Below are 14,558 nucleotides of genomic sequence, written 5' to 3' on the forward strand. Positions count from 1 at the left end.
ATGGAAATCCTAATGGCCTTTGCCATCGGCATCTTGTTTATGGTCGGTACATACCTAATTCTCTCCCGGAGCCTGCTGCGTATTATTCTCGGCACTTCGCTGCTTACGCATGCCGTGCATCTGCTGCTGCTCACGATGTCCAGGCTGAAGACGGGCGCGGCTCCGCTGCTTGGAGAGAAAGCCGGCAATTATGTAGACCCGCTGCCTCAAGCCCTTATTCTTACTTCCATCGTAATCAGCTTCGGGGTCACCTCGTTCTTCTTCGTCCTGGCCTACAGGGCGTATCAGGAGCTCGGAACAGACGATATGGAACAGCTAAGGGGACATGATGATGAATAATTTGCTGATTATGCCGCTGCTCGTACCGCTGGTAACGGCAGTAGTGCTCATCTTCTTCAATAGACAGATTCGTCTGCAAAAATGGATTAGCGGGTTAAGCGCTCTTGCCAATGTGGGCGTTGCCGGTTATCTGGTGCATGTTGTCCGGCAGGAGGGAATTCAGACACTCAACATGGGCGGCTGGGCGGCTCCTTACGGCATCGTATTCGTAGCCGACATGTTTGCGGCTCTACTGGTGCTCACAACAACCATTGTGAGTGCTGCGTGCCTCTACTATGCATTTGGAAGCATCGGCAAAGAGCGGGAGAAATTTTACTTTTATCCGTTCTTTCAGTTCCTGATTGTGGGTGTTATCGGCTCCTTCCTTACAGGGGATATCTTTAATTTGTTCGTCTGCTTTGAGGTGATGCTGATTTCCTCGTATGCGCTGATTGTGCTGGGCGGTACAAAGAAACAGCTCCGCGAATCGCTAAAGTATATTTTGATCAACATTATTTCCTCAGCTTTGTTTGTGGCAAGTGTGGCCTACTTGTATGCGGTCGTCGGTACCTTGAACATGGCACATTTGTCCGTCCGGGTTGCGGAAGCGGGACAGGGGGGAGTGCTGACTACCATCTCCGTGCTGTTCCTGATCGTATTTGGCCTTAAGGCTGGTTTGTTCCTGTATTTCTGGCTCCCTGGCTCCTACAAGGTGCCTCCGGCAGCGATTACAGCCGTATTTGGCGGTCTGTTGACCAAGGTGGGGCTGTACGCGATTATCCGCACCTTTACGCTGATTTTCTATCATGATCCATACATAACCCACACGCTCATTGGCTGGTTGGCCGCTGCCACAATGCTGCTTGGTGTTATTGGCGCAATCGCTTATTGGGATATTCACAGAATTCTGATCTATAATATAGTCGCAGCGGTAGGATTCATTGCCTTCGGTTTGGCGGCTGCCAATCAGGCAGCTCTTGAGGGAGCCATTTATTATCTGGTTCATGACATGATCGTCAAAGCACTGCTGTTCCTCCTGGGGGGCACCATTATAGCTTATACGGGCACGGCCACAATCAAGGAAATGGGTGGTTTAATGCGCACCCGCCCGGTGCTCGGCTGGATGTTCTTCATCGCTGCTATGGCTCTAGTCGGGGTGCCTCCGCTCAGCGGTTTCATTGGCAAGCTTCTGATTGTCGAAGGCGGCCTTCAGGCAGGCTTCTACTGGATAACCGGAATCGGACTGCTGACAAGCCTGCTGATCCTGTATTCCATGATGAGGATCTTCATGAACGTCTTCTGGGGTGTGCCCAAGCGTCCGCTGTCAGAACCGAAGAAGGGAACGGGCTGGCTGCTGCTGCCGGCTTCCTGCCTTGTCATTCTGACGATTGTATTAGGGTTAGGGGCAGAGTGGATCTATCCTTACGTTAACCAGGCAGGTGAAACGCTGCTGAATCCGGACCAGTACATTCAAGCGGTGTTAAAGGAGTAGATAACGATGGCTTCACAAATATTACTCAATCTGTTGATCGCATTCGTGTGGATGTTTCTGAAAAATACCTGGAACCCTGCCACCTTTATAGTGGGCTATCTAATCGGATTGCTGTTTCTATTCATGCTGCGGCGTTTCTTGAATGGCGAGTTCTATATGCGGCGGATAGGCGCGATTGTTAATTTAATCCTGCTGTTCCTTAAGGAGCTTCTGCTCTCCAATATAACCGTCATTAAGGAGATTGTCCGGCCGCGGCTGCGTATCCGGCCCGGTATCTTCACTCTGAAGACGGAGCTTAAGTCTGATTGGGAGGTTACCGTCCTGGCCTGTCTGATAACCCTGACTCCAGGTACACTGACACTTGAGGTATCGCCGGATAATTCAACATTGTATATTCATGCTATGGATATTGAAGACGCCGAAATGCTGGAGAAGCAAATAAAAGGTTCCTTCGAGAAGGCCATTATGGAGGTGTCAAGATAATGCTTCAAGTTATGCTGCTTATTGCGCTCATCATCTTGTCATTCTCCGTTCTGACCGGTTTGGTCCGTGTACTACTAGGCCCCTCAATGCCCGACCGTATCATTGCGCTGGACACAATAGGTATTAACCTGATCGGCATTGTAGCGATTCTCTCCGTTATGCAGAGAACACAGACTTATCTGGAAATCATCCTGTTAATCGGTATCGTAGCGTTTCTGGGTACGATTGCCTTCTCGAAATATATCGAGAAAGGAGCCGTGATTGAGCATGAAAGAAGTGATCGTTGAATCGCTGGTAGGCATTCTGGTTCTGCTTGGCGCTCTGCTCAGTGCGCTAAGCTCCTTCGGATTAATCCGGCTCCCTGATGTATACCTTCGTTCTCATGCCGCGACCAAGAGCACCACATTAGGCATCCTCAGTATCTTGACCGGTGCATTCCTGTATTTCATGCTGCTTGACGGCCATACGAGTGCCAGGCTGCTGCTGGGGATTATCTTTGTCTTCATCACTGCGCCGGTAGCTGGTCATCTAATTGGACGGGCAGCATACCGCACAGGTGTGCCTCTCTGGTCGAAGAGTGTGCAGGATGACTTGAAGGCGGTTGTAGAGCAGGAAGAGCAGTCCAGGGAACGGGGCCGGAATGGCTAGAGGTTAAATATTGTTGCGTCAGGGATATTCATCCCTGGCGCTTATTTTTTATGTGGGTTGAATGAAATGGTTTGAGAATGTCACCTTAATTTACACAACATTTATAATTTTGACTAAGAAGATGTAAAATATTTGGCATTCAGCCTAATTGACCCCATTTTAACGGGTCTGCTATACTTGTGAGCAGGAAATGGTGTTATTTAACCGGACACGAAGATGATAAAGCGATCAAGGCTGCATACCGACACAAATGTCTCCAATTGCTGTGACCAGGGAATGGTACTGTCATACAGTCTGGAGGCATTTTGCTATGTGCCGGCAAAATTTTTACACAAGCAAAATTCCAGCATAATCATACCATTACAGTCGCTTGATACTCTTAATGTTGGGCAGAAATGACCCATTTTCGAAATGGTGAGAGGAGAGTTGATGAGAGGTGCAAATGTTGCAGAGCATCAAGAAGCAGGTTAGTCTGCTGCTGGCCGTGATGATGGTGGCCGGTTGTGTGTTTGGCAGCCAATCCGCACCGGTTACGGCAAGGACAGCGGATGCTGAACCTGCAAGTGTAATCGCAGCGACATATGGAGATGACAATGCGGGGGAGGGTAGTGAGGCAGAACCCGCGCCACAAGATGGGGAGGTTCCTGCAGAGAATGGCGAGGTTACGACTCTAGCGGCAGCAAGAACGCTCGAAGCGGGTACATATGTAAGCATTACTGGCATTGTAACACACAGCGAAACGAGCGGCGGTGCTGTGAATCTCTATGTCCAGGATGATACAGCCGGTATCGTTGTGCGCGGCATCGACCTGGCAGCAGCGGCGGGAGACCGAATTACTGCTTCCGGCAAGGTGCAGCAGTATTACGGACTGGCGCAGCTTCAAGCCGAGGAATTTGCTGTAACGGCCCCTGGTGCAGGTCTGCCTGCCCCGCAGCTTGTTCAGGGAACAGATTTGCAGGCGGATAAGGGCGAGTCTGTCGAATCGGAGTTCGTGGAAGTACGCGATGTTACGGTGGGAACAGGGAATAACTACAAGGAATTTAAGGTGACGGATGCACAGAATGATGAGTTCATTATTAAGTCTTCCTATCTGCAGTCCGGACAAGCCTATGATTTAATCAGAGGTGTGGTCACCTACTCTTACGGTAACTACATGCTGATTCCCCGCATGGAAACCGATATTGTTCAGGATACTGAAGCGGTTATCGCAAATCCAGCGCCGGACAAGCCGGTAACGCCCGGAACATCCGTCGAGCTGTACAACCCGTTAGGATTGGGCACGATTTACTATACGCTCGATGGCAGCACGCCATCTGCCGAGAACGGCATGAAATATGAAGCTCCGATTGTAATTGAGAAGACAACGACTATTAAGGCTATTAGGGAGCATGAAGGGGAACCGGGTGAAATCTTCGAGTTCGCTTACCGGGTTGCCCAGGTCTATGATGGAATCAGCATTCACGAAATTCAAGGTGCTGCCCATATATCTCCGATTGTCGGCCAAGAAGTTACGAACGTCGAAGGCATCGTAACCATGAAGCGCGGCAAGAAATGGTATATGCAGGCTGAACAAGCAGCTTGGGATAGCAGCGACGCAACCTCAGAGGCTGTTCTTGTTTCAAGCGTTGATATCAGTCCTGCTGTCGGCGATAAGGTGAAGGTAAGCGGTACGGTAGAAGAAATCACGGAGGCTGGATATGCAACGTCCGTAGATCTGACAACAACACAAATTACGGCAGCATCCGTCGATGTCATCTCCAGTGGAAACACACTGCCTGCTCCGGTTGTAATTGGCCGGGACCGTACTCAACCGACAGCCGTTATTTCAACTGCAGAGACCTTCACGACATTCTCTCCAGCTGACAGAGCCCTTGATTTCTATGAGAGCCTGGAAGGCATGCGCCTGCAGCTGGATGACGCCAGGATTGTTGGTCCATACAGTTATGAAATCCCGGTTGTTCTGGGCGGCCAATCCGCAGCAGAGGTTATGACAGAAGCGGGCGGAATTATGCTCACGGAGGAAGATCTGAACCCGCAGAGAATCTTGATTGCGAGGAAGCCGGCGGTACAGGTGAAGACGGGTGACAAGTTTGCCGGTCCTATTACCGGTGTGCTCGCTTATGATTACAGCAATTATAAGGTCATTCCCGAGAAGCTTCCGGAGATCATCCCAAGCAAGAATGAGCGGGAAGTCACCCAGATTAATCCGGAGGAGGACAAGCTGACGGTTGCTTCATTCAATATCGAGAACTTCTGGAACAATCCGAGTGAAGCGGAGACGGCCAGGAGAAATAAGATTGCCGGCTCTATCGTCCAAAACTTGAAATCGCCGGATATCCTCTCACTGATCGAGGTACAGGATGACGATGGCTCCACAGATTCCGGCACAACCAAGGCGGATGACAATTACGGGGCGCTGATCGCGGCCATTAAGGAGCAGGGCGGACCAGCATACAGCTACACGGACATCGCTCCTGTTAACAATGCGGATGGAGGAGCGCCAGGCGGCAATATAAGAGTAGGCTTCCTGTACAATCCAGAGCGTGTAACGCTTGCCGAGACCGCTGGAGGCAAAGGAACAGCGACTCAGAGCGTTACATACGGAGAGAATGGGTTGAATGTCAACCCGGGACGGATCGAGCCGCAGAATGAGGCATTTAATGATTCACGCAAGCCGCTTGCGGCCGAATTTCTGTTCAAAGGGGAACGCGTCATTGTTATCGCGAACCACTTCAATTCGAAGGGCGGGGACGAAGCGCCGTTTGGCGGCATCCAGCCTCTTCCGGATGTGCTCAAGAGTGAGGTGCAGCGCCATCAGATTGCACAAATCGTAAACAGCTTCGTTGATTCTGTTATGGAACAGAACCCTTCGGCAAACGTGGTTGTTATGGGGGACCTGAACGATTATCAATTCTCCAAGACACTAGAGCTTACCAAAGGGAAACACCTGGTTAATCTGGTTGACCTGCTGCCTGTAAACGACAGGTATTCCTATGTATATCAAGGCAACTCGCAAACGCTTGATCACCTGCTTGTGAACAGAAGCCTTGTTCCATTCTCGGAATTCGATATCGTGCATATTAATGCTGATTTCGACACCAGCCATGGACGGGTTAGTGACCACGATCCGCTGCTCGCCCAGCTCGATGTGCTGGAGGAGGCCAAATATTCGCAGCTTCATATTCTGCATACGAATGATACACACGGCCATCTGGAACGGATAGCGAAACGCGTGACGGCTACTCAGCAGCTGCGCCAGCCGGACACCCTTCTGCTTGATGCTGGTGATGTCTTCTCAGGCACACTGTACTTCAACCAGTACAAGGGACTTGCCGATCTGGAGTTCATGAATATGCTGGGTTATGATGCAATGGTATTCGGCAACCATGAGTTTGATAAGGATTCGGCTACACTCAAGGCATTTATCGATAAGGCGGAGTTCCCGTTTGTCAGCTCCAACATTGATTTCAGCAAGGACGAGCTTCTAGGCGGGCTGTATCACGATTCTATCGGTGAACCGGGCGAATCCTCGAAGATCTATCCGGCGATTGTTCGTGAGATCAGCGGTCAGAAGGTCGGTATTATCGGTCTGACGACAGAAGACACAGTGGCGCTTGCGTCACCGGGTGATGTTGTATTCAACGATCATAAAGCAAGTGCGGAAGCTGCAGTTTCCCGCCTGCAAGAGATGGGCGTTAACCAGATCATTGCACTTTCCCATCTCGGTTACAGTGCGGATGAAAAGCTGGCAGAAGCCGTGCAGGGAATTGACATTATTGTTGGCGGCCATTCTCACACTGTACTGACTGAGCCGGTGGTGGTGAACGAAGATAGTGAACCTACCTTAATCGTTCAGACCGGGGAGTACAGTGTAAATCTGGGTGAATTAAGTGTTATGTTTGACCATGACGGCGTAATCCGGCACTGGAACGGAAAGCTTCATCCGGTAGATAGCTATCCGGCGGATAAGGAAGTACAGGCGCGGATGAACAATTATTATGATCCTCCGCTTGCAGCATTGAAGAACACCGTTGTAGGTAAAACAGAGGTTTTCCTGGACGGGGACCGCACTCACGTTCGTAAGCAGGAAACGAATCTCGGGAACCTGATGACGGACGGCATGCGTGCCAAGGTCAAGGCTACCTATCCGAACGTAGAAGGAATCAAAGGTTATGTGGCCATACAGAATAGCGGCGGCATCCGTGCCTCTATTCCGGTAACGGCTGACGGCAAGCAGCCGGGTGATATTACGCTGGGCGAGGTTCTAACGGTAATGCCGTTCGGCAATAATCTGACAGCAATCAAGATGACGGGCAAGGAAATCACCGCAGCGCTGGAGAACGGCGTAAGCAGCATTGGAGAGGGCCGTTTCCCACAGGTTTCCGGTATGCGCTTCTCCTACGATTCCAGCAAACAGGCGGAAAAATATGATGCTGTGAATGACAAAGTAACGCAGGAAGGCAAGCGTATCCTGAAGGTGGAGATCAAGAACAGCGATGGCACCTTCTCCGCGATTGATCCCAATGCGTATTACATGGTGGCAACCAATTCATTCCTGGCGAGTGGCGGAGACTTCTACCATGTGATGGCTGATGCCGTGGCTGACGGCCGCTTGTACGAAATGAATCTGGTTGATTATGAAGTATTTACCGACTATCTGAAGGAAATCGGTACCGTAAAGATCGGGACAGAGAACCGGATTACGGATTTGAAGGGTGTTGAGCCGCAGCCGCAACCGCAGCCGCAACCCCCTGCGAACGGCGGTATACCCGGCGGTGGAGGCGGCGGTGGTGGAGGGAATACTGGCGGCACCGGCGGCTACATTCCTCCAGTAACAGTACCTGGCGGGAATGAACCAACGGCACCGGCAGCACCGGCCCAGCCAACAGCCCCTCAAACACCTGGTGGAGGCTCGGCACCAGCTGTGCCTGCTCAGCCTCCGGTAACATTTGCGGATATCTCGGGACATTGGGCAAATAGTGCGATCAGCCGAGCAGCTCAGGCAGGGATCGTTATGGGTTATAACGACGGTTCATTCCGTCCGAATAAGTCAACAACCAGGGCAGAGTTTGTTGTTATGGCTGCGAGGGCATTCCAGTGGGAAGCGGATGGCTCATCAGAGGGATTCAAGGATGCAGGTAAAATCCCAGACTGGGCTGCTGAAGCTGTTAATGCGGCAGCGGCCAAAGGGATTATTAGCGGATATCCGGACGGCACATTCCAGCCTAACAAGGAGTTGACCCGTCAGGAGTTAGCCGTTATCATAGCTAAACTGCTCCAATTAAACGTGGAAAAGAGCAGCGTTCCCGGCTTCCGTGATGCGGATCACATTGACGCGTGGGCGCAGGATTATGTGGCAGCAGTTGTTGAAGCGGGACTGATGAATGGTGTCGGCGGCAGCAGGTTCGCCCCCGTTCAGCCAGCCACAAGAGCTGAAGTGATAGCCATGCTGGTTAAAGGAATGGAGTATCAAAGTAAAATCTAGATTCGGTAATTGTACAAGACCATCCCGGCTCTCTTAGGGATGGTCTCTTGTTTTAGGTAAGAGACTTTAATAAAAGCGCTCCCAAATCCATAAATACAAATTATTGACAAAATTGTGGCGGCGAGGTTATAATGTTACCAGGAATTAGCAGCGCCTAGTGAATTGCGAGCCGTACCCTGTTCAGCAGGGCAGTTCTTCAAGGAGGTGATGCGATACAAGAAGTTGCGAGGCTTTGCTGCTTTTATTCTTCATCGGAGAAAGGGAGAATCAGAGTCATAAAATCAGAAGTTTTATGAAAGCGTTTTAAAGAAATGGACTGCCAGTATTCCCGCTTATTTCAACCAACCTTCCCGATCGCCTCTACAGCCAATCGAGCCAAACTGCCGGAGTCAGAACCAGTCTTGTCTGGATGTTGATGATACCGCTTACTCGATTTATTTGTGTTCCTGCCAATTGTAAACCCAGCTGTTATACCAACTATTGCTTATCGAGAGAGATGTCTGACGTTACATCTTCGTCGTCAAGTCTGTTTGCTGTGCCCGCAGTTTATCATTCCAGATTGTCAGGGGGGACCGGAGTCAGGATGGCCCAATTACTCATACTGAAGGAGTGAAGTTATGATATCAGTTTTGCGTAAAAAACCTGTGAAAGTCGTTCTTTCGGCTTTTTTGGCGTTAAGTATCTGTCTTCCGACACAAATGCTGAAGAGTTCTGCTGCTGAAGCCAGGGTGGATAATCCCTTCGTAGGGGCAACCGCTTATGTCAACCCGGATTACGCCAATCTTATCGACACTTCCATTGCAAAGGTTGAAGACAGTGAACTGGCCGCGCAAATGGAAACGATTAAATCGTATCCGACTGCAGTGTGGCTGGACCGGATTGCGGCCATCCATGGCGGCGAGCAGAATGGCGGCAGGCGCAGCCTGGAAGGACACTTGGATAATGTACTGGCACAGAAGCAGGGGGATACCCCGATAACGGCTATGTTCGTCGTCTACAACCTGCCAGGACGTGACTGTCATGCCCTTGCCTCCAACGGCGAGATTCCCTTAACACAGGCTGGGTTTGAGCGTTACAAGACAGAGTACATCGACGTGCTCGCCGAAATCTTCGCCAAGCCCAAATACCAGGATATCCGGATTGTAACCATTGTAGAACCGGATGGTCTGCCGAATCTGGTTACTAATCTCAATACCCCTCAATGTGCGGCAGCCAACACCAGCGGTCTCTATGTATCCTCTGTGCAATATGCGCTGAACAAGCTGGGCGCGATACCGAACGTCTACAACTACCTGGACATCGGCCATTCGGGCTGGCTGGGCTGGGATGACAATCGTTCCGGAGCCGTTCAGCTCTATACGAATGTGGTGCGGGGAACAGCGAAGGGTTTTGCCAGCGTTGCGGGTTTCGTAACCAATACAGCCAACACAACGCCGCTCGAAGAGCCTAACCTCCCTAATCCGAACCTCACGCTTAACGGCCAGCCGATCCGTTCATCGGACTTCTATGAGTGGAATCCGTATTTTGATGAAGCAGACTTTACAGCGGCACTTTATAATGACTTTACGAGAGCGGGCTGGCCTTCAAGCACCGGCTTCCTGATCGATACGTCCAGGAACGGCTGGGGCGGGCCAGAACGTCCGACTATGGCAACAGGGTCAGATATCAATACACATGTAAACACCGGACGCGTTGACCGCCGCGCTCATCGTGGCCTGTGGTGCAACAGTCTGGGAGCCGGCATCGGCATGGCGCCGAAGACTGCCCCAGTCGAATACGGCGCGCATCTGGATGCCTTCGTATGGGTTAAACCGCCGGGCGAATCGGACGGCTCAAGCTCCGCTATCCCGAATGATGAGGGCAAGGGCTTCGATCGTATGTGTGATCCGACTTACATGACTCCAGATGGTGTACTGTCTGGCGCAACACCAAATGCACCGGTTTCGGGCCACTGGTTCCATGATCAGTTTGTAACGCTCGTGAAAAATGCTTATCCGGTTATTCCTGCCACGGACAATGGCGGAGGCCCGGGACCGCAGGTTCCGGCAGTTCCTGCCGGTCTGAAAGCTGCAGCTGGTGATTCGAAAGCCACACTCAGCTGGACGGCTGTAAGCGGCGCTTCGAGCTATACGGTCAAGCGTGCGTCCACAAGCGGCGGTCCGTATGCGACAGTTGCCTCTGATGTAACTGCGGCCAGCTTCACGGACACCGGGCTGACGAATGGAACGACTTACTACTATGTTGTAAGTGCGGTGAACAGCGCAGGCGCCAGCGCCAATTCGGCGCAGGTCAGTGTGACGCCAAGCGGCGGAACGACGCAGCCTCAGGTTCCGGCGGCACCTGCCGGCTTGAAAGCGGCGCCTGGCGACAGCAAGGTAGACTTGAGCTGGGGCGCAGTGACCGGTGCAAACAGCTATACGGTGAAACGCGCGCTCGCAAGCGGCGGGCCGTTCGCGGTGATCGCGTCGGATGTAACGGCAGCAGCTTTTTCCGATACAGGCCTAACGAACGGAACGACCTACTATTATACGGTGAGCGCGGTTAACGCCGCAGGCGAAAGCGTGAACGCTGCGGTTGTCAGTGCCAAGCCGGAGGGAGAGACATCTCCTCCTCCAACAGGCGATTTAGTACTTCAATACCGTGCGGCTGATACGAATGCGCAGGATAATCAGTTCAAGCCGCATTTTAACATCAAGAATAACGGCACAGCAGCTGTAGATATGAGTGAGCTGACTATTCGCTACTGGTATACGGCTGATACGAGCTCATCCGTCTCCTTTAACTGTGATTACGCCCGTCCTGGCTGTTCGAGCATTACCGGCAAGCATGTGAAGCTGGACAGCGGCTCGGAGCATGCGGATGCCTACCTGGAGCTGAGCTTCAGCTCTGCGGCGGGGAGCATTGCGGCTGGAAGCGAATCCGGTGAGATTCAAACCCGTAATCATGCAAGCAACTGGGGCAATCTCGATGAAGCGAACGACTACTCCTTCGATGCCTCGAAGACTTCGTTCATGAATTGGGATCGTGTCACGCTGTATCAGAACGGGCAGCTGGTATGGGGAATTGAACCCTAGGCGCTTGCTGTCAGCGGGCTGTCATAGACATCTGATACCCGGCACTTCATAGGGGAACGACAGACAATAAGCCGGCTGCTATCGTAAGCGGCCGGTTTCTGTTGCTCCATGCGAATGAATAAACACGTGATTACAGTTTCGATTATGACGCTTAAGCTTGGATAAACGCTGAAAGGATGGAAAGTATGCGACATAAACGAACCAGGAAGCTGGGGAAGAGATCGGCTTCCCTTGCGGTTGCGTTCCTGATCGGAGCTTCTGCTCTGCTCCCGGCATCCGTTCTCGCTGACACGGACCCCAGTCCGGTGAGGGTCAATCAGGTTGGATATTTGCCCGGTGCCGATAAGGTAGCAACCATTGTGAGTCCATCGTCAATGCCGCTGAAATGGGAGCTGCGAGCAGGCAGCGGTACAGTAGTCGCAGAGGGCCAGACACGGGTTTTCGGTAACGACCGTGCCTCCGGCGACCACGTGCATCAGGCAGATTTTAGCTCGGTAACGGTTAAGGGCAGCTATCAGCTTCATGTCACAGGGGCAGGGGCCAGCGTGCCCTTTGACATTGCCGGAAGTTTATATCCGGACCTGCCTGCAGAGGCGATGGAATATTTCTATTTTCACCGTATGGGTGTAGATATTGAAGGCAGGTATCTGTCTAACCCTGTATTCGCGCACAAGGCCCTTCATCCGGCAGATGAGAGTGTGGCGTGCTTCAATAATTGGTGTCAGGGTGAGCGTCTGAATGTCAGATACTCATGGGCGGATGCGGGCGATTACGGTATCTATCCTGTGAACCAGGCGATATCCGCATGGACGCTTCTCAATCTGTATGAACGGTACCCGCATGTCTTTCCGGACGGCTCGCTTCGTATTCCGGAGGGCGGCAATGGCATACCTGATTTGATCGACGAAGTGGCATTCGGCTCTACCTTCATGCGCGGCGTTATGCCGGCCTCCGGCGGGCTTGCCTCTCATAAGATACACAACGACAGCTGGAGCGCTTTCCCGGTGACCAGTATCGATCAGGAAAATGCTATGGGCCGGCAGGCACAGCCGCCTTCCACTAATGCCACCTATGCCGTTGCCCGCAATCTGGCTCATCTGGCAAGGCTGCTTGAGCCGTATAACCGGGAAGAAGCTTCCCGTCTGTGGACAACGGCAGAAGAGGCTTGGACAAGGGCGAGTGCAAATCCCCACGTTGTGTACTCCTCACAGACTGCGGACACAGAGGGCGGGGGCGATTATGGGGACAAGAGCATAAGCGATGACCGGTATGCAGCTGCTGCTGAGCTGTACCTGACGGCCTTTCAGCTGAAGGATGGCGATCAGGCTTCATACCGCTCGGCAGTGACCTCGTCACCGCATTACCTGGAAGTCGGGCATATAGACTGGGCATCGGTTGCGGGAGCAGGAACGCTCTCTCTCCTCTCGGCAGCCAATGACCTTCCGAAGCAGGATATTGAGGCTATGAAATCGGGCGTACGCCAGCATGCGGACGGCATTCTTGCTGATTTGCGCCAAGAAGGCTATCCCTCGCCGATCCCGGGCAGCGAGAATTACCCGTGGGGCTCCAATTCCTTCATCGTTAACAAAATGATTATGCTGGGCTTTGCCTATGATGTAACGCAGGACTTGGGGTATCTAAAGGGCATGTACCGCATCATGGATTATCTAATGGGGAACAACGCGATGCGGCTGTCCTATGTTACAGGTTATGGCGAGTACTACGAGACCGATCTGCACGACCGCTGGGCATGGGGGAAATATATGAGCGGCATATCATTCCCGCGCGGCTGGCTGTCGGGCGGACCTAATAATGAGCTGATTAATGATCCCGCTACACCAGCCGGGAAGCCGGCCGCCAAATCGTACGCAGCCAAGAATACGGCGCCGGATGCCTGGGGCTCCAAGGAAAACACGATCAACTGGAACGCACCGCTTGTATGGGTGGCGCAGTATCTTCAGGACCACAAGGATGATCTGAATACTGCAGGCGGCGGAGAGCCGGTTCCCGATGTGCCGGCTGCTCCTGCTGGCGTTACAGCTGACAGATCAGACGGTGCTGTCCTGTTATCCTGGGAAGCCGCTGCTGAAGCGGCCAGCTATAAGGTGAAACGCGCTTTGGTCAGCGGGGGGCCGTATACCGAAATTGCCTCCGTGACTAGTACGGGGTACCAGGATCAGGAAGTGACGAATGGCGCTGCCTATTATTATGTCATTACCGCTGTCAATGCAGCAGGCGAGAGCATGAACTCCAAGCAGGTGGAAGTCAAGCCAGCGGATGATGGGGGAGGTACGCCGCCTCCTGCAAGTGATCTGGCTGTCGAGTACCGGGCAGGGGATACGAATGCGGGGGATAACCAGTTTAAGCCGCATTTCAGAATTGTCAATAAAGGAACAGAACCCGTTTCACTCAGCGGGCTGACGATTCGTTATTATTTTTCAGCAGAAGGGGATGTTCCGCAGACCTTTAACTGCGACTGGGCGGCAGCAGGCTGCGCCAATCTGGTTGGCACCATTAAGAAGCTGCCGGAAGCCAGACAGGGGGCGGATCATGTGCTGGAGATTTCCTTCGGAAGCCAGGCTGGCTCCATACCGGCAGGTGGAACAAGCGGTGACATCCAAAGCCGCAACCATAAGAACAATTGGACCAGCTATAACGAGACGGATGATTATTCCTACGATCCGGGCAAAAGCTCGTTCACTGAATGGGTCAATGTCACCCTGCATCGAGATGATAAATTGGTTTGGGGTATTGAACCGTAATGGCCAGTTTGTACGGGCAGAAGTCCGTGCATCATAACGTTACAATAAACATATAACATAAAGTGGTTATTATGGTTCTGAATGTTATTCCATTTACGGCCGAGGGGGTGATGCTGAACGACAAACGGATAGAGTTCATTTAACAAGATGTTTTTGCCGGTCATGACATGCTTACCATGCAATTGCAAAAAACAGAAAGAAGGAATGCAAAACATTGTAATCGTTTACGGAAAAAGAGCAAGACACTGCGTAAAGGAGGCGGATAACGTTTGGTAAAGCAAGCGGGCAGGTCGCTG

The 14,558-nt window shown here is 52.1% G+C and carries 8 protein-coding genes; all 8 read left to right on the top strand.

Translation table 11 applies throughout. The features are described from left to right. Positions 1–339 (top strand): Na(+)/H(+) antiporter subunit C, encoded by a 339-nt coding sequence (locus tag DNH61_RS09600; protein WP_111146440.1) that lies wholly within the window; start codon positions 1–3, stop codon positions 337–339. Then, a complete protein-coding gene (locus DNH61_RS09605) occupies positions 332–1,810 on the top strand; it encodes a Na+/H+ antiporter subunit D (RefSeq protein ID WP_111146441.1) in 1,479 nt (492 codons plus the stop codon). The genes DNH61_RS09600 and DNH61_RS09605 overlap by 8 nt, the downstream gene beginning before the upstream one ends. Before the next feature lie 6 nt (positions 1,811–1,816). Beyond that, positions 1,817–2,293 (top strand): Na+/H+ antiporter subunit E, encoded by a 477-nt coding sequence (locus DNH61_RS09610; RefSeq protein WP_111146442.1) that lies wholly within the window; start codon positions 1,817–1,819, stop codon positions 2,291–2,293. Beyond that, positions 2,293–2,580 (top strand): Na(+)/H(+) antiporter subunit F1, encoded by a 288-nt coding sequence (locus DNH61_RS09615; RefSeq protein WP_111146443.1) that lies wholly within the window; start codon positions 2,293–2,295, stop codon positions 2,578–2,580. Before DNH61_RS09610 ends, DNH61_RS09615 begins: the two co-directional genes overlap by 1 nt. Then, positions 2,561–2,941, top strand: a complete 381-nt coding sequence (gene mnhG, locus DNH61_RS09620) for a monovalent cation/H(+) antiporter subunit G (protein WP_111146444.1) — start codon at positions 2,561–2,563, stop codon at positions 2,939–2,941. Before DNH61_RS09615 ends, mnhG begins: the two co-directional genes overlap by 20 nt. A gap of 442 nt (positions 2,942–3,383) precedes the next feature. Beyond that, positions 3,384–8,426: an S-layer homology domain-containing protein gene (locus DNH61_RS09625; RefSeq protein WP_111146445.1), complete on the top strand. Its 5,043-nt coding sequence runs from the start codon at positions 3,384–3,386 to the stop codon at positions 8,424–8,426. 617 nt (positions 8,427–9,043) lie between these two features. Then, the gene (locus DNH61_RS09630; RefSeq protein WP_111146446.1) at positions 9,044–11,500 is read left to right on the top strand and encodes a glycoside hydrolase family 6 protein; all 2,457 of its coding nucleotides are present in this window, start codon (positions 9,044–9,046) and stop codon (positions 11,498–11,500) included. 185 nt (positions 11,501–11,685) lie between these two features. Then, positions 11,686–14,262, top strand: coding sequence for a glycoside hydrolase family 9 protein (locus DNH61_RS09635; protein WP_220036928.1), 2,577 nt, complete (start codon positions 11,686–11,688; stop codon positions 14,260–14,262). The last annotated feature ends 296 nt before the right edge of the window (positions 14,263–14,558 follow it).

The sequence above is a fragment of the Paenibacillus sambharensis genome (genome assembly GCF_003233845.1).
In the GTDB taxonomy this organism is placed as follows: Bacteria; Bacillota; Bacilli; order Paenibacillales; family Paenibacillaceae; genus Paenibacillus_I; species Paenibacillus_I sambharensis.

Excerpts from the sequence above, each read along its gene's own strand:
- DNH61_RS09600 (WP_111146440.1), top strand. The coding sequence starts at position 1 with ATGGAAATCCTAATGGCCTTTGCCATCGGCATCTTGTTTATGGTCGGT.
- DNH61_RS09605 (WP_111146441.1), top strand. The coding sequence starts at position 332 with ATGAATAATTTGCTGATTATGCCGCTGCTCGTACCGCTGGTAACGGCA.
- DNH61_RS09610 (WP_111146442.1), top strand. The coding sequence starts at position 1,817 with ATGGCTTCACAAATATTACTCAATCTGTTGATCGCATTCGTGTGGATG.
- DNH61_RS09615 (WP_111146443.1), top strand. The coding sequence starts at position 2,293 with ATGCTTCAAGTTATGCTGCTTATTGCGCTCATCATCTTGTCATTCTCC.
- mnhG (WP_111146444.1), top strand. The coding sequence starts at position 2,561 with ATGAAAGAAGTGATCGTTGAATCGCTGGTAGGCATTCTGGTTCTGCTT.
- DNH61_RS09625 (WP_111146445.1), top strand. The coding sequence starts at position 3,384 with ATGTTGCAGAGCATCAAGAAGCAGGTTAGTCTGCTGCTGGCCGTGATG.
- DNH61_RS09630 (WP_111146446.1), top strand. The coding sequence starts at position 9,044 with ATGATATCAGTTTTGCGTAAAAAACCTGTGAAAGTCGTTCTTTCGGCT.
- DNH61_RS09635 (WP_220036928.1), top strand. The coding sequence starts at position 11,686 with ATGCGACATAAACGAACCAGGAAGCTGGGGAAGAGATCGGCTTCCCTT.